The organism is Streptomyces sp. NPDC050674 (assembly GCF_040654575.1).
Lineage (GTDB): Bacteria > Actinomycetota > Actinomycetes > Streptomycetales > Streptomycetaceae > Streptomyces.
Window position 1 is genome coordinate 194,152 of sequence record NZ_JBFAIG010000013.1, and the last position, 21,350, is coordinate 215,501.

Below are 21,350 nucleotides of genomic sequence, written 5' to 3' on the forward strand. Positions count from 1 at the left end.
CGAATCGGGTCACGACGAGGCCCGCAGCCCGTCGCCGTCGGCCGGCGCGTGCCAGTCGATGTGGTGGCTGCTCATCCAGGTGGGATCGGAGCCGTCGGAGGTCTTGAAGGCCCGGGCGATGAAGTAGTTGCGCAGGAAGCGGCCGACCGGCCCGCGGCGCATGTTGCCCTCGTTGTTGTACTTGCCCTGCGCCACGATGTCCTCGACGCGCTTGCGCCGCACCGACTCGTAGGTGAGGAACGCCTTGTCGATGCCGGGCGCGTCGCGCAGGCACTTGGCCAGCACCACGGCGTCCTCCATGGCGACCGAGCACCCCTGGCCCGCCGTGGGCGAGACGGCGTGGGCCGCGTCGCCGATCACGACGAGCCCGTCCCGGTGCCAGTGCGGTGCCCGGGGCAGGTCGTAGGTGGGCGAGGGCGGCGCGGGGTCGGGCGTGGCCGCGATGATCGCGGCCGCCGGGGTCCGGTCACCGGCGAACAGCTCCAGCAGATAGCGGCGCCAGTCCCGCCGCAGGGCCCGCAGCTGCGCCCCGTCCGGCTCGGCCGCGCAGGGCGGGTTGGCGAACCACCACAGGTCGCCGTTGGGGTGTTTGGTGTAGCTGAAGAAGCTCTTCTTGCCGAAGAACATCCGGATCACCCCGGGCGGCCCCTCGGCCGGGAAACCCCGTGCGCAGCCGAAGGCGTTGAGCACTCCGAGGTAGCGCGGCAGGGGAGCGGAGGGGTCGATGATGCGGCGCACCTGTGAGCGAAGTCCGTCGGCGCCGACGAGGAGGTCGCCCTCGGCCTGCGACTCGTCCGCGAAGACGGCCCGGACCACGCCGCCCGTCGTGGTGGCGTCCACGATCCGCTTGCCGTACTCGATGGGAATCCCGCGCTGCGCCGCCTCGTCGCGCAGCGACACATAGAGGTCCGAGCGCCGGATCGTCTGGATGATCTGACCGTCGGCGGCCAGCCGGTCGGTGCGGACGTCGCCGGTCAGGGCCCGGCCGGTGTGGCTGTAGAAGGCGATGCCGGGGGTGTTGAAGCCGTGTTCGCGCACCAGATGGCCCAGACCGATGCTGTCCAGCGCGTCGATCCCGTTCGGCGCGATGTTGACGAAGTTGCCGATGCCGTCGGCGGTCCGGTCGTAGGCCTCGTAGACGACCGGGTCCAGGCCGGCCTTCTGCAGTGCGATCGCGGTGACCGTGCCGGCGATGCCTGCGCCGATCACGAGTGCGCGTGCCATGGGTTCTTCCTTCGCTTGTCGGACGCGGTCCGGGTCAGGCGCGGCCGGTGGCCGCGGGCGTGCCGTCGCAGGGCAGGTCGGGGCGGAGCACCGTGCTCGCGCACACGGTGTCCTCGGGCACGACGCCGTCGACGAGATAGGCGTCGACCAGGGCGTCCACCGCGGGATTGCCGCTGAGCCCGTAGATCTCGTGCTGGCCGGAGTCGGCCACGGTGATCAGCCGGTACCCCAGCCGCTCGGCCATCGCGGCCCCGCCCTCGTAGTGGTCGGTCGGGTCACCGTCGGCGTGCACCACCAGACCGGGGGAGAGGCCCTCGCCGGTCGGCTTCACCGGCGGCTGCGGGGGAGTGAAGGCCCGGAAGGCCCCCACCCATGGCGCGGCGCGCAACATGCCGTATCCGTACGGGTAGTTCTCCCGGAAGTGGCGCATGTCCTCGTAGTAGACCTCGAGGTCGGCCGGCCAGTCCTTCTCCAGGGTGACCGCGTCCAGCACACCGCACCGCGTGGTGCCCTCCGTCTCGGCCGGGGGCCACACCCGCTCGTCGGACAGCCACCGACCCGCCACCGCCGCGTCACCGGTGCGCAACTCGCGGACCAGGTGGCCCAGTTCGGCCCAGCGGGCCCGGTTCGCCGAGCGCGATCCCATGGCGCCGTCGAAGAGGGTGCGCAGCTGTGTGCCGGCCTGCTCGGCGGTGTTGCGCGCGGCCTCCTCGACGGCGGTCAGCACCGCCTCCCGGGAAGCGCCGAGCCCGAACAGCCCGTCGCGTTCGGCCACCCACGCCGCCCACGCGTCGACGTTGGCCCGGTTGGCCCGGCCCTGGGCCATGAACTGCTCCCGCCACGACCAGTCCGGATGCACACAGGAGTCCAGGACGCAGCGGTCCAGCCGGTCGGGGAACAGGGCGCCGTAGACCGCTCCCAGGTAGGTGCCGTAGGTGTACCCGACGAAGCTGAGCTTCTCCTCGCCCAGCACCTGCCGGATCACGTCCATGTCCCGCGCGATGCTCGGGGTGTTGTGGTGACGGCGCGCCTCGCCGCCCAGCCGCTGGTTGCCCGCTTCGCGGATCCGGGCGTCCTCGGCGAGCAGCGGGAAGTCCGCATCGGGCAGCCGGGAGTCGAACGGCGCCTCGGTCGGGGTGATCTCGCTGGTCAGCGGCGTGGAGGCACCGGTGCCGCGGGGGTCGAACCCGATCAGGTCGTACACCTCGGGCAGACGGGTGCGGGCCAGGACCGCCGGGAAGCCGCGGCCCAGGCCGAAGTAGCCGCCGGGGCCGCCGTTGAGGGCGAGCAGGATGCCACGGCGCCGGGCCGGGTCCTTGGCCCGAATGCGGGTCAGGGCCAGGGAGATCCGCGGCCCGTCGGGCCGGGAGTGATCGAGCGGCACCTCGACGGTGCACTGTTCACTGCCGTCGCCCGAGGGTGAGGGCGACCAGGTGGGTGGCCGGCCGCGGAACCCGTTCAGGGCGTCCGGTGAGAGGTGACTGGTCGTCATGTCGTCGGAGGGCCTCCGTGTCGGCGGGGCGTGCGGTGATCGGTGCACAGCCTCGGGTCGGTCACTGGAATCGGCGTGGAAGGACGGTCGACGATCCGCCGTGGCCGGGTGGCCGGGTGGCCGGGTGGCCGGGTGGCCGGGTGGCCGGGTGGCCGGGCGGTGGTGGCGGATGTCTCCGGACGGCTCGGGGCCGGGGTTCTCACAAGCCGGGGTGCGGACTGCCTCCATGGGGCAGCGGGCTCCCCGGGTGGGCGATGGGGTTCTCGGCGGGCCGACGGCCCGAGGGACGTGGCGGCGACACCCGGCGAGCGGCGGCGACGGGCCCGCCGGGACGTGGCCGCGGACCGGGTGCCCGGTGACGCGCCCGAGGACGCCGCGACAGCCCTCGCCGCCCGGGCGGCGAGGCGGGCGTCACTCCTCGAAGGACGGGGTCGGCGGGGGCTCGGCGACCACCTCCAGCACGGCGACCGACCAGGCGAAGCCGCCCCCCGCGCTGATCAACGCGCAGAGCCGGCCCGGGCGCAGGGCCCCGGTGCCCGCCAGCCGGGCGAGGCCGGCGAAGGGGTCACCGGCGCCCAGGTGGCCGACCCCCGAGCCCCAGGACCAGGTCGTGCGCTCCGGGCCGATGTCCAGCACCTGGAAGAACTGGGCGTCCATCTTGGGGCGTCCGAGGTTCGGCAGGACGAACCAGTCGATGTCGCGGGCCTTGGCGCCGGCCTCGTGCAACGCCCGGTCGAAAGCGGCCCGCTGACCCTCCTGGAGCACCTCCAGCAGCCGGGTCAGCCCGATCTTCTTGACCAGCCGTTCCCGCGAGGCGGCGACACTGATCGGTGCCCGGGCGGCCAGGGGCGCGGGGGCGAAGCCGTCGCCGTCGCGGCCCATCGCCTCCAGGGACGGCTCGGACACCGTCACCAGACTGCGCAGCCGGGCGAAACCCGAGCCCCGCGACAGCACGAGCGCGGTCCCGCCGTCGCCGCAGACCGTTCCGGGGTCGGTCCGCCAGCGGTCGAAGCCCGGCAGGCAGAAGCGGTCCCCGGTGGTGATCAGCGCACTGCGCGGTCCGGGACCGGCGTCCGCCCGCAGCCAGGCCACGGCCAGCTCCATCGCCGCCATGCCGCCGTTGGACAACTGCCCGACCTCCAGGGACAGACAGCTGTTGCCCACCGCCTCGCGCTGCACATAGGACGCCGGCGCCCACAGGTCGTGCCCCTGGAACCAGGTGCCGGCGTGCAGGACCACCCCGATGTCGGACGGCGCCCGCCCCGACCCGCGCAGGGCGGCCCGCGCGGCCTCGACGGCCATCTCCGGGCCCGACCGCTCCCCGACGCACACCGAGCGCATCCCCGTGCGCCGGACCGTCCGCAGATCGGCGATGCCCCGGTCGACGACCTCGTCGGCCGGCATGCGCCGCGCCAGGTGCAGCCCGACCCCGGACACGTACACGTCCGCGATGTCCACAGTCCTCCCCCGTGTGCCGCTCGGACCCCGCGGCGACCGTCCGCCGCCGCGGGGGGAGTGTCGGTCCGCGGTGTCGAAGCCGGCTCGAGCCGGGACGGATCACCGAGGTTCGAACGGCACTCCGGCGCGCCTCGACCCCCGGGGATGACCGTCTGGTCGACACGAGGAAAGGGGTGGAGATGCCGGACACGGCAGGGCGGGCCAGGCCCGTCGTCCTGATGTTCGCCGGTCAGGGCGCGCAGCATCCGAGGATGGCGGCCGGACTCCACGGCCACGACGAGACGTTCACGGCCTGGATGGACGAGGCGTTCCGGCTCCTCGGACCGGACGGCGCCCGCCTGCGGGAGCAATGGCTCGCGCCGCAACCGGCACCCGACTACGACGACGTGACCGTCGCGCAGCCCCTGCTCTACGCGGTGGGGCACGCCCTGGGCCGCATGCTGCTGGACCAGGGGCTGCGCCCGGCGGCGCTGTTCGGCCACAGCGTGGGCGAACTGGTCGCCGCGACCCTCGCCGGAGTCCTCGAATTCACCGACGGCATCCGGCTGATGCGCGACCGCATGTCCCTGTTCGCCGACACCCCGCCCGGCGGGATGCTCGCGGTCGCCGCCTCCGTCGACGACGTCGCCGACCTCCTGGGCCCCACCGTGCACCTGGCCGCGGTGAACGCCGCCCGCCAGCTGCTGCTGGCGGGGGAGCGCGCCCCGCTGGACGACGCCGCGCGGACCCTCACCGCGCGCGGGCTGGTCTGCCAGGACGTCCGCGCCCGCCAGGCCTTCCACAGCCCCGTCGTCGAACCCGCCGTGGCCGCCTCCCTGCCCGCCTGGCACAGGGTGCGCCTGGCGCCGCCGAGGCTGCCCCTCTACTCCGCCTACACCCGCGGCCCCCTCGACGCGGACCGGGCCCGGGACCCGGAGTTCTGGGCCCGGCAGCCCGCCGAGACCGTCCACTTCGCACCGACCCTGACGACCGTGCTCGACGAGCACCCCGGATGCCTGCTCGTCGAGGCGGGGCCCGGCAACAGCCTGGCGACCCTGGCCAGACGGCAGCGCGCCCTCGCCGGCGGGCACAGCGCCGTCCTGACCCTGCTGCCCGACCGGGCCCGTGGCGACGAGGCCGACATCCGGTCCGTGGAGCAGGCCTGGTGCGTGCTGTCCGGACCGGCCGTACCCGCCGGCGCCGTGGCCGGACCGCACCCGTCCACGGCCGCAGAGACAGGAAGGAAGCCATGAGCCCCGCACGCGACACCGACCGCGGCCCCGAGGCCGCACGGCCCCCTCGCCGGGAACGGCCGGAGTCCGGGACCGGCGACGCCCCGGTGGCCGTCGTCGGCATGGCGTGCCGGTTCCCCGGGGCGGACGGACTCGCCGCGTTCTGGCGGCTGCTGCTGGCGGGCGAGGACGCCATCGGCCCCGGCACCGGCAGCCGCGCGGGCCGCCGCCCCGGCGGCTACCTGCCGGACGTCGACCTGTTCGACGCCGGGTTCTTCGGTGTGCCCGCCCCCGAGGCGGCCGCGCTCGACCCGCAGCAGCGGCTGCTCCTGGAACTCACCTGGCACGCCGTGGAGGACGCCCGCACCACCCCGCGCGAGCTGTCGTCCGGGCCCGTCGGCGTCTTCGTCGGCGCCGGCTCCGACGAGTACGCGTTCCTCAGCCGCACCGGCGGCGCACTGCCCTCCGCCTACACGATGACGGGCACCGGCCGGACCTTCCTGGCCAACCGCGTTTCCCACTTCCACGGCTTCACCGGCCCGAGTCTCGTCGTCGACACCGGCCAGTCCTCGTCCCTGGCGGCGCTGCACCAGGCCGTGCTGGCGCTGCGCCGGGGCGAGTGCGCCGCGGCCGTGGTGGGCGGCGTGCAGCTCAACCTCACCCCGGAGGGCGACGACGTGGTGGAGGCACTGGGCGCCCTGTCGCCCCGCGGCCGCTGCCACACCTTCGACGCCCGCGCCGACGGCATCGTCCGCGGCGAGGGCGCGGGCGTCGTGGTCCTCAAACCCCTGGACCGGGCCCTGGCCGACGGGGACCGCGTCTACTGCACCCTGCTGGGCGGGGCGATGAACAGCGACGGCGACCGGACGGCGCTGACCGCACCCAGCGAGGCCGCGCAGCGCGAGGTTCTCACCGCTGCCTGCCGGCAGGCCGGCGTCGCACCCGACGAAGTGGCCTACGTCGAACTGCACGGCACCGGCACCGCGTTGGGCGACCCCGTCGAGGCCGCGGCGCTGGGCGGAGTCCTCGGGCACGGACGCCCGGACGACCGGCCGCTGCTGGTCGGCTCGGTCAAGACCAACATCGGGCACCTGGAGGCCGCCGCCGGCATCGCCGGGTTCATCAAGACCGCGCTCGCCCTGTTCCACCGCCGGCTCCCGGCCAGCCTCAACTTCCGCACCGCCAATCCGGCCATCGACCTGAAGGCACTCGGGGTGCGGGTGTGCGACCGGGGCCGGGACTGGCCCGCGCAGGACCGGCCGCGCGTCGCCGGGGTCTCCTCCTTCGGCCTCGGCGGCACCAACTGCCATGTGGTGCTGGGCGAGGCACCGGCCCCGGCCGGTCCCGCGGAGCCGGGCGCCGCCGTCTCGGCCGTGCCCGTCGTCCTGTCCGCCCCGGCACCCGAGGCCCTCAGGGCCAGGGCCCGCGACCTCGCCGACGCGGTCGCCGACCCCAGCCGGCCGCTCGCCCTCGCCGACCTGGCCTGGACGGCCGCGACGGCCCGTACCGCATTCGCCCACCGGGCCGGTGTCATCGCCTCGGACCGGGACGAGCTGGCGCAGCGGCTGCGCGCCCTGGCCGACGGCTCACCCGACGACGGCGAGAGGGGTCTCGTCCAGGGACTGCGCGGCGAGGGCCGCACCGCCTTCCTGTTCGCCGGGCAGGGCGCGCAACGCCTCGGCATGGGACAGGGCCTGTACAAGGAGTTCCCGGCGTTCGCCCAGGTCTTCGACGACGTGTGCGCCCGGCTCGAACCCGTGCTGGGTGCCGACCTCGCCGACGCCATGTGGCAGCGGCAGGAGGTGGACCGCACCGAGCACGCGCAGCCCGCCCTGTTCGCCGTCGAGGTGGCGCTGTACCGGCTGCTGGAGTCCTTCGGCATCGTGCCGGACCTGCTGATCGGCCACTCGCTCGGCGAGATCGCGGTGGCCCACCTGACGGGCACGCTGTCCCTGGAGGACGCGGCCACCCTGGTCGCCCACCGGGCCCGGCTGATCGCTGAACTGCCGCCCGGCGGCGTCATGGTGGCCGTGCAGGCCGAGGAGGACGAGGCGCGCCGCGTGGTGGACCGCACCCCCGGGCTCGTCGGGATCGCCGCCGTCAACGGCTCACGGTCCGTGGTCCTGTCCGGCGAGGAGAGCGCCACGCTGAAGGCGGCGGCCCACTTCGAGGACCTGGGCCGCCGCACCCGCCGGCTCCGGGTCTCCGTGGCCGGGCACTCGCCGCTCATGGCCCCCGTGCAGAAGGGCCTGCGGTCCGTCGCCGAAGGCCTCACCTGGAGGCTCCCGGACGGCCCGCCGATCGTCTCCACGGTCACCGGCGAGCTGGTGGACCCCCGTCGGTTCGCCGACCCCGACTACTGGGTCCACCACGTGTGCGCGCCCGTGCGGTTCGGCCCCGCGCTCACCACGGCGCACCGGCTGGGCGCCCGGTTCTTCGTGGAGATCGGGCCGGGCCGGGCGCTGACCACGCTCGCGGCGGAGACCGTCGGGTACGGCACGGAACGCTTCAGTGCCCCGATGGCCACCCGGGAGGAGGCCGCGGGCATCGCCGAGACCGCCGCCGGCGCCCATGTGTCCGGCCTGCCGGTGCGCTGGGAGGCCGTACTCGGCGGCCCCGCCCGGCGCGTCGACCTGCCCCTCTACCCGTTCCAGCGGCGGCGCCACTGGCTCGGCACCGTCGACGCGCCGGCACCGCCACCGGCCGGTCCGGCCGCCCCGCCGTGGAGCGGGGACCCCTTCGACCTCGTGGTGACCTGCACGCTCCAGGCCCTCGGACTCGATCCGGACGCCGACCTCGACGTGGGCCGCTCCTTCAGTGAGCTGGGACTGGACTCCCGTATGGCCGTGGCCCTGCGCACCACCCTCGCCAGGATCACCGGCCGCTCCCTGCCGACCACGCTGCTCTTCGACCGGCCCACCCCCGCCTCGCTGATCGAGGCGTTCCGCGCGGACACGCCGCTCTGACCGAAAGGCCTGCTGCACACATGAACCGCGAACCGGCTTCCCCGCACGGCGAGCAGGACGCGATCGCGATCGTGTCCATGGGCTGCCGCTACCCCGGGGGCGTCACCACCCCGGACGACCTGTGGCGCCTGGTGGCCTCGCGCGGCGACGCGATCACCGAGTTCCCCGACAACCGCGGCTGGGACGTCGCGGCGGCCGACGACCCCACCGCCGACACCACCACCGCGTCCAGCACCCGGCACGGCGGCTTCCTGCACGACGCGGACCTGTTCGACGCCAAGTTCTTCGGCATCGCACCGCGCGAGGCGACCGGTATGGACCCGCAGCAGCGCGTGCTCCTCGAAGTGGCCTGGGAGACCTTCGAACGGGCCGGACTCCCACGCGAGTCGCTCGCAGGCGCCGACGTCGGTGTCTTCGTCGGCGCCATGGCCCAGGAGTACGGGCCGCGCCTGCACGAGGACAACCAGGGCGCCGGCGGCTACCGCATCACCGGCAGCACCCCGAGCGTGGCATCGGGCCGCATCGCCTACTGGTTCGGGCTGCGCGGTCCCGCCATCACCGTGGACACGGCCTGCTCCTCGTCCCTGGTCGCCCTGCACCTGGCCGCGCAGTCGCTGCGCCAGGGGGAGTGCGACATGGCCCTGGCCGGCGGGGTCGCGGTGATGCCCACCCCGGGCATGTTCATCGACTTCAGCCGGCAGGGCGGCCTCTCACCGGACGGGCGGTGCAAGTCCTTCTCCGCCGACGCCGACGGCACGGCGTGGTCCGAGGGCGCCGGCCTGCTCCTGCTGGAACGCCTGCCCGACGCCGTCGCCCGGGGCCACCGCGTCCTCGCCGTGATCCGCGGCAGCGCCGTCAACCAGGACGGCGCCAGCAACGGGCTCACCGCACCGAACATGGCGGCCCAGCAGGACGTCATCGACCGCGCCCTGCGCGCGGCCGGGCTGCGGCCCGACGACATCGACGCGGTCGAGGCGCACGGCACCGGAACCCCGCTCGGCGACCCCATCGAGGCCCGCGCCCTGGCGGCGGCCTACGGCCGGGGACGTACCGGCGGGTCCCCGCTGTGGCTGGGCTCCCTGAAGTCGAACCTGGGGCACACCCAGGCCGCCGCCGGGGTCGGCGGCGTGATCAAGATGGTCCAGGCCCTGCGGGCCGGCGTGCTGCCCGCCACCCTCCACGCCGACCGCCCCAGCCCGCACGTGGACTGGGAGAACAGCGGCCTCGCCCTGCTCACCGAGGAACGCCCCTGGCCGCGCGGCGAACGGCCGCGGCGGGCCGCCGTGTCCTCCTTCGGGATCAGCGGCACCAACGCCCACCTCGTCCTGGAAGAGGCCGACACCGAGCCCGAGACCGGGACCGGCACCGCCGAAGGGCCCTTCGTGTGGCAGCTGTCCGCCCCGAACCCGGAGTCGCTGCGCCGGCAGGCGTCCGCCCTGGCCGACTTCCTGACCCGGGCTCCCGGCACGGCGCCGCAGGACGTCGCCCACGTCCTGCGCGGCCGCACCCGCTTCACCCACCGCGCCGCGGTGGTCGCCGACACGGCGCAGGACCTGCGCGCCGGGCTCGACCGGCTGGCCCGCGGCGACGCCGTCCCGGCCGTCCCGGGCACCTACCGGTCCCCGACCGTGCTCGGCGGCGAGGCCCGGCGCGACTCCACCGGCCCGGTCTTCGTCTTCCCCGGGCAGGGCTCGCAGTGGCGGGAGATGGGACTCGCGCTGTGCGAGGAGTCCCCGGTCTTCCGCGACAGCATGGCCGCGTGCGCCGAGGCGCTCCTGCCCTACTGCGGATGGCAGCTCCAGGACGCGCTGCGCGGTCAGGCGCTGGAACGGGTGGACGTCGTCCAGCCCGCCCTGTTCGCCGTCATGGTGTCGCTGGCGCGGCTGTGGGAGAGCGTCGGGGTCCGCCCGGCGGCCGTCGTCGGGCACTCCCAGGGCGAGATCGCCGCCGCGCACGTGGCCGGCGCGCTGAGCCTGGCCGACGCCTGCCGGATCGTCGCACTGCGCAGCAAGGCCCTGCACACCCTCGCCGGCACCGGAGGCATGGTCTCCGTACCGCTGGGCGCCGACGAGACCCGGGACCTGCTGAAGAGCGTGGGCGGCGCCGCCGGCATCGGCATCGCGGCCCTCAACGGCCCGCGCGCCACCGTCGTCGCCGGACCCCAGGACGCGCTGACCGAGCTGCTCGCGGCATGCGCGCGCACCGGCGTCGACGCCCGCCGCATCGACGTCGACTACGCCTCCCACACCGAGGCCGTCGAGGTGCTCAAGGAGCCCCTCGCCCGGCAGCTGACGGGCGTCCTGCCGCGCCCCTCCGCCGTACCCGTGTACTCCACCCTGGCCGGCGAGGCCGTCGACCCCACGGTCCTCGACGCCTCCTACTGGTACGACAACCTGCGCGGCACCGTGCGTTTCAGGACCGCGGTGGAACGGCTCGTCGCGCGCAGGCACCGCACGTTCCTGGAGATCAGCCCCCACCCCGTCCTCACCATGGCCCTGACGGACATCCTCGACGCCGCCGGCGTGCGGGGCACGGTCATCGGCTCGATCCGGCGGGGGACCGGGCTCAGCCAGTTCCTCGCCTCGGCCGCCGCGGCCCAGGCCTCGGGTGTGCCGGCGGACCTCTCCTCCGTCCAGCCCGCGGGCCGCCGGACCGAGTTGCCGGGCTTCGCCTTCAGCCGCAGCAGGTACTGGGTCACCGGCGCACCGCCGGCCGCCCCGGAGGCCGGAGCCCTCGCCGGTGGACCCGTGTCCCTGCCGGACGGCCGGACCGTCCTGTCGGCCGCCTTCGACCGGGCCCGGCAGCCCTGGCTGACCGATCACGTCGTACGGGACACCGCGCTGGTCCCGGCCACCGCGCTGCTGTCCCTCGCCGCGCGGGCGGGGACCGCCGTCGGCTGCCCCCGGATCGAGGAGCTGACCGTCGGGCTGGCGCTGCCCGTCCCGCGGCAGGGCTCCGTGGAGATCCGCGTGATGGTGGAGCCCGCCGACGCCTCGGGCCGCCGCGCCGCCTCGCTGCACGGCCGCGCCCCGGACGAAACCGCATGGACAGAACACGCCACCGCCGTCCTCGCCCCCGCCGACGGCACGATCCCCCCGGCACCGCACGACACGGTGTGGCCGCCCCGGGACGCCGAACCGCTCGACCCGGCCGACGCCTACGAGAGGCTGGCCCGGCGCGGCTACCAGTACGGGCCCGCCTTCCGCGGCCTGCGACGTGCCTGGACACGCGGCTTCGAGACGTACGCCGAGGTGGCCCTCGACCAGGACCCGCCCGGCGGCTCCTGCGCCACCGCGCACCCGGTGCTGCTCGACGCCGCCCTGCACGCCGCGCTCCTCGGCACCGGCGACGACCTGAACGTCCCCTTCACCTGGCGTGACGTCACCCTGCCGCCCACCACGGCCCGCACGCTCCGGGTGCGCGCGACGGGCGGCGGGACAGAGCTCTCGGTGTCCTGCACGGACGAGAAGGGCCGGCCCGTCGCCACGGTCGGCTCGCTCGTCCTGCGGCCCCTGACGGCGGCCAACGGTTCCGACGACGGGGCGACGAGCCTGGAACTGGCCTGGGAGCGCGCGGCCGTGGACGATCTGCCCCCGCTGCCCGACTGGGCGAGCCTGGCGGCCCCCCATCTGGGCGCCGGGCGGGACTTCCCGGACCTGGAGACGCTGCCCACGACGGTGCCGCCCGTCCTGGTCGTCCACCCGGAGGTGCCGCGGGCGGCCGGCGAGGCGCTGCCCGCCACCGTGGAACGGCTGACGGGAGAGGTCACCGACCTGCTCCAGCAGTGGCTCGGCGACGACCGGTTCAGCCGGTCCCGCCTGGCCGTGGTGACCCGCCGGGCCGTGGACGTCACCGGCAGCGAGACCCTGCCGGGCCTGGCCGCGGCCGCCGTCGGCGGGCTGGTGAGGGCGGCGCAGGCCGAACACCCCGGCGCCTTCCAGCTGGTCGACATCGACGACGACCCGGCCTCCGTGGCCGCCCTGCCCACGGCCCTCGCGCTGGAGGAGCCCGAGACGGCGATCCGTCAGGGCCGGGTCCACGTGCCGAGGCTGCGGCCGGCGGACGACCGGGGCCTGCCCGTGCCGCAGGGCCACTCCGCCTGGCGCCTCGACGTCACCGCCAAGGGCACGCTGGACAATCTGGCGCTGGTCCCGCACCCGGAGGCCACCCTGCCCCTCGGCGCCCGGGAGATCCGTATCGAGGTGCGGGCGGCGGGCCTCAACTTCCGTGACATCGCCGTGGGACTGGGACTGGTCGCCTCCGAGAAGACCATGGGCAGCGAAGGCGCCGGAGTGGTCACGGAGGTCGGGGCCGAGGTCACCCGCATCGCGGTGGGGGACCGGATCTTCGGTGTCTTCGAACGCTCCCTCGGACCGGTCGCCGTCGCCGACGAACGGATGGTCCGGCGCGTTCCCGACGGCTGGAGCGACGCGCAGGCCGCGAGCGTCCCCATCGTGTTCATCACCGCCTACCAGTGCCTGGTGGACGTCGCCGCCGTCCGGCCGGGCGAGTCGGTGCTCGTGCACACCGCCACGGGCGGGGTCGGCCTCGCCGCGCTCCAGCTCGCCCGCCACTTCGGCGCCGACGTCTTCGCCACCGCGGGGCCCGCGAAACACGGCATCCTGCGCGAGTGGGGCGTGCCCGACGACCACATCGCGTCCTCCCGCTCACTCGACTTCGAGCACGAGTTCCAGGAGGTGACCGCCGGCCGGGGCGTGGACGTCGTCCTCAACTCCCTCGCCAACGAGGCGGTCGACGCCTCCCTGCGCCTGCTGGCCCCCGGCGGCCGCTTCGCCGAGATGGGCAAGACGGACATCAGGGACGCGGGCCGGATCCAGGAGCAGTACCCCGGCATCGGCTACCAGGCGTACAACATCCTGGGCGTCGCCCCCGAACGGATCGGTGAGGTGCTGGACGAGCTCATCGCGCTGTTCCGCTCCGGAGCCCTGGTCCACCTGCCGCTGCGCACCTGGGACGTCCGCCTGGGACAGCGGCCGCTGCGGATGCTCAGCCGGGCCAGGCAGCACGGCAAGCTCGCCCTCACCATGCCCCGGACCCTCGACACCGGCCGCCCCGTCCTGGTCACCGGGGGCGCCGACGGACTGGGCGCCGTCCTGACCCGTCATCTCGTCACGGCGTACGGCGTCCGCGAGGTCGTCCTGCTCAGCCGCCGCGGACCCGCCGCACCCGGTGCCGCCGAGCTGGTGGCGGACTGTGCCGGACTCGGCGCCACGGCACACGTCCTGGCCTGCGACGTCACCGACCGGAACGCGCTGGCCAAGGTGATCGCCGAACACGCCCCGGGCAGCGTCTTCCACACCGCCGGTGTGCTCGACGACAAACTGATCGGCGGGATGACCCCGGCCCGCATGCGGGCGGTGCTGGCACCCAAGGCGCACGCCGCCTGGCACCTGCACGAACTCACGCGGCACCTCGACCTGTCGGCGTTCGTGCTGTTCTCCTCCGCGGTCGGGGTGATCGGCGGACCGGGCCAGGCCAACTACGCGGCCGCCAACGCCTTCCTCGACGCCCTCGCCCACCACCGCCGGGCCCAGGGGCTGGCCGCGACCTCCGTGGCGTGGGGCCTGTGGGAGGACCGGACGGGCATGACCGCCCATCTGACCGAAGCGGACGTGGCCGCTCTCGCCGCCATCGGCATTGCGCCCATGACGACCGCGAGCGCACTGCGGCTCCTCGACGAGGCCATGGCCTCGCCCCGGCCGGCGGTGGCCGCCTTCAGCCCCGTGCCCGAGCGGATCCGTCCCGGCACCCGCGCCGCCGCCCTCTTCCGAGGACTGCGAGACGTCCCCCGGACCGGCCCGTCGGCCCCGGTCGCCGCATCCGGCGCGGCCCGGCCGGCCGCCGCGGCCGGCCCCTCCGCACAGAACCTCGTGGACATGGTGTGCGCGCAGGCCGCCGAAGTCCTCGGCTACACCGAGGCCGTGACGGTGCGACCCACCGACTCCTTCAAGGAGCTGGGCTTCGACTCACTGCTCAGCGTGGACCTGCGCAACCGGCTCAACGCGGCCACCGGCCTGCGGATGCCGGCCGAGGCGGTCCTCGACAACCCCACGCCCGAGGCGCTCGCGGCGTACATGCGTGCCGCGCGGACCGGCGAACACCCCGCCACCGCACCGGCCACGACCGCGTGAACCCGCCGCCCCCACCGCGCCCGACCACACCGATGGTGAGGAGAGAGCCCGTCATGAGCGACACCGAGCCGACGCAGGTGACGCACCGGATCGACATCGAGGCACCGGCGGACGCCGTGTACCGCGTCGTCTCCGACGTGCGCCTGTGGCCGCTGTACTTCCCGCCCACCGTGCGCGCCGAACGGACGCGGGGCGACGACAGCGACGAGCACATCCGCATCTGGGCCGTGGCCCACGGCGAGGTGCGCACCTGGGAGTCCCGGCGCCGTCTGGACCCCGCCGCGCGCAGCGTGCGCTTCGAACAGACCGAACCCGCCGACCCGGTGGCCGCGATGGGCGGCAGGTGGGAGGTCCGCGAGCGCGGCGACAAGGCCTGCACGGTGGTCCTGGACCACCACTACCGGGCCGTCGGCGACGACCCGGCCGCACTGGCCCGCATCGCCGCGGCCGTCGAGACCAACAGCGTCTCCGAACTGGACCATCTGCGCCTGGCCGCCGAGCGGGCCGGGAGCGAGGACGACCTCCTGCTGGACTTCTCCGACACCGAGCTGATCGCCGGTTCGCCGGGCGACGTGTACGACTTCCTCTACGACGCGGCGAAATGGCCGGACCGGCTCGCCCACGTCGTCCGGCTGGACCTGCGGGAGAACGTCACCGGTCTGCAGTACATGGAGATGGACACCCGCGCGCCGGACGGCTCCGTGCACACCACCGTCTCCGGGCGGGTCTGCGTCCCGCAGCGGCAGATCGTCTACAAGCAGACCAAGCTGCCGCCCGTGCTGCGCGCCCACAACGGCGAGTGGCTGGTGGAGGAGGCCGCCGACGGCATGGTCCGGGTCACCGCCCGCCACCAGGTGCTGCTGGATCCCGAGGGCATCGCGGCCCTCCCCGCGCCCCCGGCCACCCTCCAGGCCGCCCGGGACGCCGTGCAGCACTCCCTGAGCTCCAACAGCCGGGCGACCCTGGCCCGGGCGCGCGCCTTCGCCGAGGCCCGCTGACCCGACCGGGCCGCCGGTCGTCACCCGAACGCGCACGGTCCGCCCACGGGATCCGTGCCGCACCCCACCACCCGAGAATCACACCCGAGGAGAGCCCCCATGGCCGAGCTGACCATCGACGAACTCAAGGGATTCCTGCTGCGCGCCGTCGGCGAGGACGAGACCATCGACCTGTCCGGCGACATCCTCCACGCCCCCCTCGCCGACCTGGGCTTCGACTCGCTCGCCGTCATCGCCACGACGAGCGCGCTCGAACAGCACTACCAGGTCAAGCTCGGGGACGACGACGCCTCCGCTCTCGAGACGCCCCAGGACTTCCTCGACGTCTTCAACCGCCGCCTGACCCAGGCGGCGTGACCGTGGCCGCACCCGCGTCGGTCCACCCCGCGTCCCCCGGTACGGGGGCGCGGGCCGCCGACCTCCTGGAACGGGTCCGGGCGTTCGTGCACGCCGAGGTGCTTCCGGCCACGGAGCACTTCGACACCCTCCCGCCCGTCCCCACACCCGCCTCGGTCCGCCTGGCCGAGGCGGGGCTGGCCAACTGGTGGATCCCCGCCGAGTACGGCGGTCCGGGCCTCTCCCTGCGGGACAGCGTGGACGTCGTCTCGGAACTGTCCTACGGGGACGCCGGCTTCGCCTTCGGCTCCTTCCTGTCCGTGCTCGGCACCACCATGCTCCAGCTCTCCGGCGCCGACGCCCTGACCAGGCCGCACCTGGAACGCCTGGCCCGGGACGGCGGCGTCCTCGGCATCCTCGCGAGCGAGGAGGAAGCCGGCAGCGAACTCGGGCGCATCACGACCACCTGCCGCCGCGCCGGGGACAGCGTGATCGTCACCGGCGACAAGTACTTCTCCACCAACACCGACGCCGCGGACCTGCTGCTGGTCGTCGCCCGGGACGCCGCCGACGACGCCGACTTCGGCGTGGTCCTGGTGCCCCGGCACACCGAGGGCGTGGAGCTGACCCAGCGCTGGAACATGGTCGGCATGCGCGGCTCGGCCACCTACCGGGTCGCCCTGCGCGACTGCGCCGTACCGGCCGAGAACCGTCTGCCCGGCAACGGACTGCGGCTGCTGGAGATCGGGCTGAACGCCAGCCGCATCCTCATCGCGGCGACCGCCATCGGCATGGCCCGCCGGGTGCGCGACCTGGCGATGGAGTACGCGGGATCCAAACGGGTGCACGGCGCCCCGCTGGCACGCAACGCGGTCTTCGCCGGAAAGCTCGGCCAGATCGAGATGCTGATCGACGTGATGCGCAACCAGTGCCGCTCGGCCGCCGAGGAGTTCGACGGCTACCTGGCGGGGGGCGACGCCGCCGGGGCCCTGTACCGGGTGGGCACCCTGCGCTCCGCGCTGGCCGCGAAGATGTACTGCGGTCAGGCCGGCTGGCAGGTGGCGACCATCGGCTCCGAGATGTTCGGCGGACTCGGCTACACCCACGAGCACCCCATCGGAAAGCTGGTCCGCGACCTGCGCTACGTCGGTCTGGTCGAGGGCGGCGACGACGTGATCCGGGAACTGCTGTTCACCCGGTACGTCGTACCGACCGGCAAGCGGCGCTGAGGCTCCGCCCGAAGCGCCCCGCGTCGCCCGAAGCGCCCCGCGTCGCGCGGAGCCCGTGCGGCGCGCATGCCCGACCGGTGAAGGCCCGGGGCCCGGCTCGAGACACGAGCCGGGCCCCGGGCCCGTGTGTGTTCAGGACGCGGTGAGCACCATCGCCGAGGCGAAGCCCCCATGTCCCCTCGCCAGCACCAGCGCCGTGCGGAACTCCCCGCCACGGGGCTCCCCGACCACCAGGTCGACCCGTGGGTCCACCTCGTCCGGCGCCACGCCGGGCACGGGAGGGACGAGCCCGTCGCGCAGGCTGAGCAGCGCCGTGACCGCGTCGAGGGCCGAGCCCCCGGACATCAGCCGTCCCACCAGCGCCTTGGGCGTGCTCACCGGCACCCCTCCGGCACCGAACAGCGCGGTCAGCGCGTCGGCCTCGGCCCGGTCGAGGTCGGGGCTGCCGGCGGCGTCGGCGAACACGACGTCGACGGCCTCGGGCGCCAGCCCGGCATCGGCCAGCGCACCGCGGGCGGCCCGCGCCAGCCCGTCGCCGCCGGAGCCCGAGGGGTCCGGGTCGAAGGCCGCCGCGTGGCCCGCCACCGAACCCAGCACGGCCGCGCCGCGTTCGGCGGCGGACGCACGGGACTCCAGCACCATGACGGCCCCGCCCTCCCCGGGCACGAACCCGGAGGACGAGGAGTGGAACGGCAGGAAGGCCCGCTCGGGGTCGCTCGCGCGGCTCACCCCGGTGGCCACCGACACCGTCGAGACGCCGTACGGGCACAGCACGCTGTCGAAGCCGCCGGCGAGCATGACCGGCGTCCCGCGGCGCACCCTCCTGCGGGCGAACGCGATCGAATCCAGGCCGCCGGCCTGCTCCGAGACGACCACCCCACTGGGCCCCCGCAGCGCGTTGCGGATGGAGATCTGCCCGGTGTTGACGGCGTAGTACCAGGCGAACGACATGTAGGGACTGACCGACTCCCACCCGGTGCCCCACAGCTGCTGCAACTGCCGCTGGCCGAACTCCAGACCGCCGCTGGCGCTGGAGACGGCCACCCCGGCGCCGAACTCGGGCAGTTCGGCGGGGTCCACCCCGGCGGCGGACAGCGCGCTGTCCGCGCACATCATGGCCAGCTGGGTGAGCCGGTCGGTCTGCGGCACCAACTTCCTGGGGAAGGCGCTCTCCGCGTCGGACGGGGGTATCTCGGCGGCCAGCCGCACCGGATAACCGGTGGCGTCGAACCGGCTGATGGGCTGGATCGCCGACACGCCCTTGAGGGCGGCGGCCCAGTAGGTCTCCAGGCCGACTCCGTTCGGTGCGACGGCGTCCGCACCCGTGACAACGACGTCCTTGGTCATGCTGCGGTCCGCTCCAGACTCGTGAGCACCATCGCGCTCTGGAAACCTCCGAAACCACTGCCCACCGTGAGCACCGCGTCCAGCCGCTTCTCCCGGGCGGTGTTCGGCACGTAGTCCAGGTCGCACTCGGGATCCGGCTCGTGCAGGTTGGCCGTGGGGACGACCACGCCGTGCCGCATGGACAGGGCGCACGCCGCGATCTCCAGCGATCCGATCGCGCCGAGCGAGTGGCCGATCATGGACTTGATGCCGCTCATCGGCGTCTCGTAGGCGTGCCGGCCGAGGCTGCGCTTCACGGCGGCCGTCTCGTGCCGGTCGTTCTGCTTGGTGCCGGAGCCGTGGGCGTTGACGTAGTCCACCGCGCCGGGGTCCACGCGTGCTTCCGCCAGGGCGAGGTCGATGGCCTCGGACATCTCCTTGCCCTCCGCCGTCAGCCCGGTCATGTGGTACGCGTTGCAGCGCGCGGCGTACCCGGACACCTCCGCGTAGATCGTCGCCCCGCGCCGCCGGGCGTGCTCCAGTTCCTCCAGGACCAGCACGGCCGAACCCTCGCCGAGGATCAGGCCCGTGCGGGTGCGGTCGAAGGGGCGGCACGCGGTCGCCGGGTCGTCGTTGCGCGCGGACGTGGCCCGGATGACGTCGAAGCAGGTCACCGTGATGGGCGAGATCGGCGCGTCGGTGGCGCCGGTGACCATCACGTCGGCCTCGCCGTCCCGGATCAGCTCCGCCGCGTAGCCCACCGAGTCGATGCCGGAGGTGCAGCCGGTGGACACCACCGACGCGGGCCCCAGGGCGCCCGTGGTGCGGGCGACCTCGGAGGCGATGGAACTGGGCAGGAAGTAGTCGTACAGGTGGGGCACCGCGAACGACGGGTCCACCACCCAGTTCCGGCCGCCCTCGGAGAGCACGGAGTACTCCCGCTCCATGGTGGTGGTGCCGCCCACGGCACTGCCGAGGGCCACTCCGGTGCGTTCGGCCAGCGCACCGTCGATCTCCAGACCGCTGTCGGCGAGGGCCTCGCCGGCCGCGACCATGGCGAGCTGGGAGACCCGGTCGGTGCGGCGCACCTCCTGCGGGGTCAGACCGAGCGCGAGCGGGTCGAAGTCGCACTCGGCCGCGACGCGGCAGCGGTGTCCGCTGGCGTCGAACTGCGTGATCGTACGGGTCGCCGTCCTGCCCTCGACGAGGAGCCGCCAGAAGGGTTCGGTTCCGATCCCTCCCGGCGCGACGACGCCGATTCCGGTGATGACTGCCCTTCGGGCCATGGGGCTCCTTCGCGGTGAATGAGTCGGATGGCGCGGGCCGGTGTCGCTCGTGCCGCTCGCGGCACCACTGGGGACGGACGGACCGTGCGCGAGCGCCAGCCTGCGCCGCGGTCCTCGACTCGCGGTCCAGTGGCGTTGGAACGCGCCAGGCGCCGGTGCGCGGGCCCGGGGGGTTCGAGCCGTGCTCCACACGAGGTCGAGGCAGCCCGATGACGGTGGCGGCACACTCCTGCACCCGGCGGAAGGAAGAGTTCATGCCGCACGGTTCCGTTCCCGATGTGCGCAAGTGGGTCGAGGTCGAGGCCGACCCCCGGCGCTGCTTCGAGGTGTTCACCGAGCGAATGGCGGACTGGTGGCCGCCCTCGCACGTGCTGCTGTCCGAGCCCCGGGCCGGTCTGGCCATGGAGCCCAAGGAAGGCGGCCGTTACTACGAGTGGGACGTGAACGGCAACGAGATCGACTGGGGCACCGTCCTCGAATGGAACCCCCCGCACGGGCTGCGCCTGACCTGGCGGGTGGACGGCCGGTGGCAGTCGGTGCCGGACGACGAGCGGGCCAGCGAGATCGAGGTCGTCTTCACTCCGGCCGGACCCGGCCGCACCCGGGTCGAGCTCGCCCACGTCCGGCTGGACAAGCACGGCCCCGACGCGGAGCGCATCTTCCGGGCACTGGACGGTCCGAGCCCCGGTGAGACGCTCCAGCGCTTCGCGGAGGTGGTCTGACCGTGGCCGCCGGGACGGCGGCGCCCCCGGCACTGCGCGAGCTGGCCGAAGGCGTCCATGTCTACGAGCAGTTGCCCGGCGGCTGGTGCGTGAACAACGCGGGGCTGATCGCGGCGGGCGGACAGGCGGTGCTGATCGACACGGCGGCCACCCGGGCCCGGGCGCTGAGGCTGCGCGAGGCCGTGGAACGCGTCGTCCCAGGCGGCCCGGACGCCGTGGTCAACACCCACTTCCACGGCGACCACGTCTTCGGCAACGACCAGTTCGCGCCGCGTGCCACCGTCATCGCCCATGAGCAGACCCGCTCCGACATGGCGGAGGCGGGACTCGCCCTGTGCGGGATCTGGCCGGACGTGGACTGGGGCGAGCCCGAACTGACCCTGCCCGACACGACGTTCACCGACCGGCTCACGCTGCGGCTGGGCGGGCTGACCGTCGAGCTGTCCCGGGTGGGGCCGGCTCACACCGCGAGCGACGTGGTCGCGTGGGTGCCCGGACGCGGTGTGCTCTTCACCGGGGACGTCGCCTGGTCGGGTGTCACCCCCTACGTCCTGATGGGTTCCGTCGAGGGCTCCCTGCGGGCTCTGGCGGAACTGCGCCGTCTTCGGCCCCGGTTCGTCGTGCCGGGCCATGGCCCGGCGGGCGGGCCGGAGGTCCTCGACGCCACTGAGGCTTATCTGCGGTGGCTGCGCCGGCTGGCCGAGGACGGCAAGCGGCAGGGCTGGACGGTCCTGGAGACGGCCGGACGGGCGGACCTCGGGCCGTTCGCCGCGCTCGTCGACGCCGAGCGTCTGGTGGGCAATCTGCACCGCGCCTACGCGGAGCTCGACGGGCTCGCGCCCGGGGAGCGCGTCGACGTCGCCGCCTCCCTGCGGGAGATGGCCGAATTCCACGGCGGTCTGCCGCACTGCGCCGCCTGAACCGGCGCCGCATGACGAGCCGTCGGGCCC

General features: G+C 74.5%; 13 protein-coding genes. 8 read left to right on the forward strand and 5 right to left on the reverse strand.

The genetic code is table 11. The features are described 5' to 3' along the window. Nucleotides 1-9: 9 nt before the first annotated feature. The 3 genes from AB0I06_RS22610 to AB0I06_RS22620 form a co-directional block, all read right to left on the reverse strand. The gene (locus tag AB0I06_RS22610; protein WP_363120629.1) at nt 10-1,224 is read right to left on the reverse strand and encodes an NAD(P)/FAD-dependent oxidoreductase; all 1,215 of its coding nucleotides are present in this window, start codon (nt 1,222-1,224) and stop codon (nt 10-12) included. 34 nt (nt 1,225-1,258) lie between these two features. After that, on the reverse strand, nt 1,259-2,716 hold the full coding sequence (locus AB0I06_RS22615) for an alpha/beta fold hydrolase (RefSeq protein ID WP_363120630.1): 1,458 nt from the start codon (nt 2,714-2,716) through the stop codon (nt 1,259-1,261). A 411-nt stretch (nt 2,717-3,127) separates the two neighbouring features. Further along, nucleotides 3,128-4,174, reverse strand: coding sequence for a ketoacyl-ACP synthase III family protein (locus AB0I06_RS22620; RefSeq protein ID WP_363120631.1), 1,047 nt, complete (start codon nt 4,172-4,174; stop codon nt 3,128-3,130). 179 nt (nt 4,175-4,353) lie between these two features. On the opposite strand from AB0I06_RS22620, the gene AB0I06_RS22625 reads away from it, so the two are divergent. From AB0I06_RS22625 to AB0I06_RS22650, 6 genes are all read left to right on the forward strand, one after another. Next, nucleotides 4,354-5,406 carry an acyltransferase domain-containing protein gene (locus tag AB0I06_RS22625; RefSeq protein WP_363120632.1) on the forward strand — a complete coding sequence of 351 codons (1,053 nt, stop codon included), beginning with the start codon at nt 4,354-4,356 and terminating at the stop codon, nt 5,404-5,406. Further along, on the forward strand, nt 5,403-8,351 hold the full coding sequence (locus AB0I06_RS22630) for a beta-ketoacyl synthase N-terminal-like domain-containing protein (protein ID WP_363120633.1): 2,949 nt from the start codon (nt 5,403-5,405) through the stop codon (nt 8,349-8,351). The genes AB0I06_RS22625 and AB0I06_RS22630 overlap by 4 nt, the downstream gene beginning before the upstream one ends. A gap of 20 nt (nt 8,352-8,371) precedes the next feature. Further along, nucleotides 8,372-14,503: a type I polyketide synthase gene (locus AB0I06_RS22635; RefSeq protein ID WP_363120634.1), complete on the forward strand. Its 6,132-nt coding sequence runs from the start codon at nt 8,372-8,374 to the stop codon at nt 14,501-14,503. A gap of 53 nt (nt 14,504-14,556) precedes the next feature. Then, nucleotides 14,557-15,501 carry an aromatase/cyclase gene (locus AB0I06_RS22640; protein ID WP_363120635.1) on the forward strand — a complete coding sequence of 315 codons (945 nt, stop codon included), beginning with the start codon at nt 14,557-14,559 and terminating at the stop codon, nt 15,499-15,501. 99 nt (nt 15,502-15,600) lie between these two features. Continuing rightward, on the forward strand, nt 15,601-15,858 hold the full coding sequence (locus AB0I06_RS22645; RefSeq protein WP_363120636.1) for an acyl carrier protein: 258 nt from the start codon (nt 15,601-15,603) through the stop codon (nt 15,856-15,858). After that, entirely contained in the window at nt 15,855-17,066 is a 1,212-nt protein-coding gene (locus tag AB0I06_RS22650; protein ID WP_363120637.1) for an acyl-CoA dehydrogenase family protein, read from the forward strand. Before AB0I06_RS22645 ends, AB0I06_RS22650 begins: the two co-directional genes overlap by 4 nt. A gap of 132 nt (nt 17,067-17,198) precedes the next feature. Here the strand turns inward: AB0I06_RS22650 and AB0I06_RS22655 are convergent, their stop codons facing one another. After that, nucleotides 17,199-18,413, reverse strand: coding sequence for a beta-ketoacyl synthase N-terminal-like domain-containing protein (locus AB0I06_RS22655; RefSeq protein WP_363120638.1), 1,215 nt, complete (start codon nt 18,411-18,413; stop codon nt 17,199-17,201). Further along, a complete protein-coding gene (locus AB0I06_RS22660) occupies nt 18,410-19,678 on the reverse strand; it encodes a beta-ketoacyl-[acyl-carrier-protein] synthase family protein (RefSeq protein WP_363120639.1) in 1,269 nt (422 codons plus the stop codon). The genes AB0I06_RS22655 and AB0I06_RS22660 overlap by 4 nt, the downstream gene beginning before the upstream one ends. Before the next feature lie 254 nt (nt 19,679-19,932). On the opposite strand from AB0I06_RS22660, the gene AB0I06_RS22665 reads away from it, so the two are divergent. Both AB0I06_RS22665 and AB0I06_RS22670 read left to right on the forward strand, forming a co-directional pair. After that, complete coding sequence (locus AB0I06_RS22665) at nt 19,933-20,400, forward strand: SRPBCC domain-containing protein (RefSeq protein ID WP_363120640.1); 468 nt, start codon at nt 19,933-19,935, stop codon at nt 20,398-20,400. Between the two features lie 2 nt (nt 20,401-20,402). Beyond that, on the forward strand, nt 20,403-21,320 hold the full coding sequence (locus AB0I06_RS22670; protein WP_363120641.1) for an MBL fold metallo-hydrolase: 918 nt from the start codon (nt 20,403-20,405) through the stop codon (nt 21,318-21,320). Nucleotides 21,321-21,350 lie beyond the last annotated feature (30 nt).

What these genes read in the sequence shown, in the direction of transcription:
- AB0I06_RS22610 (WP_363120629.1), bottom strand. Translation starts at nt 1,224, where the DNA reads ATGGCACGCGCACTCGTGATCGGCGCAGGCATCGCCGGCACGGTCACC.
- AB0I06_RS22615 (WP_363120630.1), bottom strand. Translation starts at nt 2,716, where the DNA reads ATGACGACCAGTCACCTCTCACCGGACGCCCTGAACGGGTTCCGCGGC.
- AB0I06_RS22625 (WP_363120632.1), top strand. Translation starts at nt 4,354, where the DNA reads ATGCCGGACACGGCAGGGCGGGCCAGGCCCGTCGTCCTGATGTTCGCC.
- AB0I06_RS22630 (WP_363120633.1), top strand. Translation starts at nt 5,403, where the DNA reads ATGAGCCCCGCACGCGACACCGACCGCGGCCCCGAGGCCGCACGGCCC.
- AB0I06_RS22635 (WP_363120634.1), top strand. Translation starts at nt 8,372, where the DNA reads ATGAACCGCGAACCGGCTTCCCCGCACGGCGAGCAGGACGCGATCGCG.
- AB0I06_RS22640 (WP_363120635.1), top strand. Translation starts at nt 14,557, where the DNA reads ATGAGCGACACCGAGCCGACGCAGGTGACGCACCGGATCGACATCGAG.
- AB0I06_RS22645 (WP_363120636.1), top strand. Translation starts at nt 15,601, where the DNA reads ATGGCCGAGCTGACCATCGACGAACTCAAGGGATTCCTGCTGCGCGCC.
- AB0I06_RS22655 (WP_363120638.1), bottom strand. Translation starts at nt 18,413, where the DNA reads ATGACCAAGGACGTCGTTGTCACGGGTGCGGACGCCGTCGCACCGAAC.
- AB0I06_RS22660 (WP_363120639.1), bottom strand. Translation starts at nt 19,678, where the DNA reads ATGGCCCGAAGGGCAGTCATCACCGGAATCGGCGTCGTCGCGCCGGGA.
- AB0I06_RS22665 (WP_363120640.1), top strand. Translation starts at nt 19,933, where the DNA reads ATGCCGCACGGTTCCGTTCCCGATGTGCGCAAGTGGGTCGAGGTCGAG.